Annotated in this window: 3 protein-coding genes; all 3 read right to left on the bottom strand. The window is 41.1% G+C overall.

The annotated features are described in order from the left end of the window. On the bottom strand, nt 1–621 hold a 621-nt coding region (locus O9290_RS01775; RefSeq protein ID WP_288086622.1), incomplete at its 3' end, for an RNA-guided endonuclease InsQ/TnpB family protein. A 96-nt stretch (nt 622–717) separates the two neighbouring features. After that, complete coding sequence (locus O9290_RS01770; RefSeq protein WP_288056254.1) at nt 718–1,047, bottom strand: DUF4164 family protein; 330 nt, start codon at nt 1,045–1,047, stop codon at nt 718–720. A gap of 11 nt (nt 1,048–1,058) precedes the next feature. Further along, on the bottom strand, nt 1,059–1,295 hold the full coding sequence (locus tag O9290_RS01765) for a hypothetical protein (RefSeq protein WP_045363024.1): 237 nt from the start codon (nt 1,293–1,295) through the stop codon (nt 1,059–1,061). Between the last annotated feature and the right edge of the window lie 423 nt (nt 1,296–1,718).

The following is a 1,718-nucleotide window of genomic DNA, read 5'->3' as shown; positions in this document are numbered from 1 at the left end:
TTTCGGTGCGTCTATCTTTTCCCCTGTTGAGAGGGTAGCAAAGGTAGCAATCCCTAGATCAATTCCCACTGACTCCCCATTATTAGGAAGTGTTTCGGGCTGAATCTCGACAACAAAGCTGAGAAAATAGCGATCTGCTGCGTCTTTGATCACGGTGACACTAGAAGGTTCAGAGGGTAATGGACGACTCCAAACTATTCTTAAATCACCGATTTTTGCTAAAGTAACGTGGTGTTGATTAACGGTAAAACCATTATCGGTAAATCTTGCTGATTGTTTAGATTTACGTTTCTTAAATTTAGGAGGTTTGACTTTTCTTCCTTTTCTCTCTCCCTTACAAGATGCAAAGAAGTTAGAATAGGCTGTCTCTAAGTCTCTCAAAGACTGTTGTAAAGGAATAGAAGAAACCTCGGTTAGCCACTGTTTTTCTTCTGTTTTTTTTACTTGAGTTAGTCTTTTAGACAACTCTGTATATTTTGGTTTTTTCTCCCCTTGTCGATAGAGTTCTTGGCAGTAAGCTAAGGTATCGTTCCAGGCAACACGCACACACCCGAACAACTGAGACAAAAGCCTCTTTTGTTGGTCTGTTGGGTAAATACGGTATTGATACCTCGCTTTCATTGGTTTAAGATGTGTGTGTCTGTACTCTATTCTAACTAAGTCTGTTGATAATCGATATAACCTAGTGACTTTCCCGTAGGGTACGGGTTCACGGGTTTAGGGATTCCCAGAAAAGAAAACGCGCCACGATGCTGTAGCTATTGCCGTCCCTAAAATAGCGATTAATGTCCAGACCTGATTTTTCTGGGTTCCCTCAACCTTTTCTACCCTTTTATCCATGCCCTCGACTTTCTCAGTCAGCTTGGCTTGTCCTATCTCTAGCTTGGTTAGCCGGTCATCTATTTTGTCAAACCTCTCATCTACCTTGTCAAATCTCTCATCTATCCGTTTTTCAAGAGAATCGACTTTTTGGCTAACTTCCTTAATGCTGTCTTTGATTTCCCTGAGAACAGCTTCTAGGGAATAGGTCACGGTTTCGTTAGACATTGGCTAAACTCCTATTTTTTCGTTGATGCGATTTCTCTTACCAGTTCAGCGCGAAGGGAAGCGATCGCCGCTTCTATCTTTTTATCTACTGTGTCCATATCGTCTAGGGTTGCCTTCCCTAGTGCCGATTCAATAAATCGGATAAGTTCACCGCTCGCACTATTGCCGCGCTTTTCGGACCACTGCTTAAATGCTTCCCAGTCGTCTTCATCGACTCTAAAAGTTGCCAGAATTTTATTTTTAGCCATATTCTATACTGCTGTCTATACTGTATAGATTATAGACTTTAATCTATTGTCCTGTATATAAAAAAACTGTTTAATCAAGTCACTGTCTATAAGAATCCTATATATATTATGTATTGATAGCTATCTAGATATAGATATATACTAAGAATATAGAGAAAAGCAACCGCTCCAATACCACTCAGCGCGATTGCTTCTCTCTAAAACTCACAAAAGGATTCTAACATGAAACTCATTTCAGCAATAGCCCCTACAAAAAGGATATTAGAACCTGCTTGGGGATAAGCATAGGCGAAAAGGATACTCCTATCAGATTCTTACAACGAGTGCTAGGGAAGTTCGGGCTTAAACTTTCCTGCTGTGGTCGGTTAGGGTCAAGACTCGATCGCCGTCGGGTTTACAGTTTGGCAGGGCTAAACCTTGACG

This window comes from Microcystis sp. LE19-41.2A, from assembly GCF_027530405.1.
GTDB lineage: Bacteria > Cyanobacteriota > Cyanobacteriia > Cyanobacteriales > Microcystaceae > Microcystis > Microcystis aeruginosa.
The sequence above is the reverse complement of the archived record's forward strand: the minus strand, read 5'-3'. Positions and strand labels throughout refer to the sequence as shown.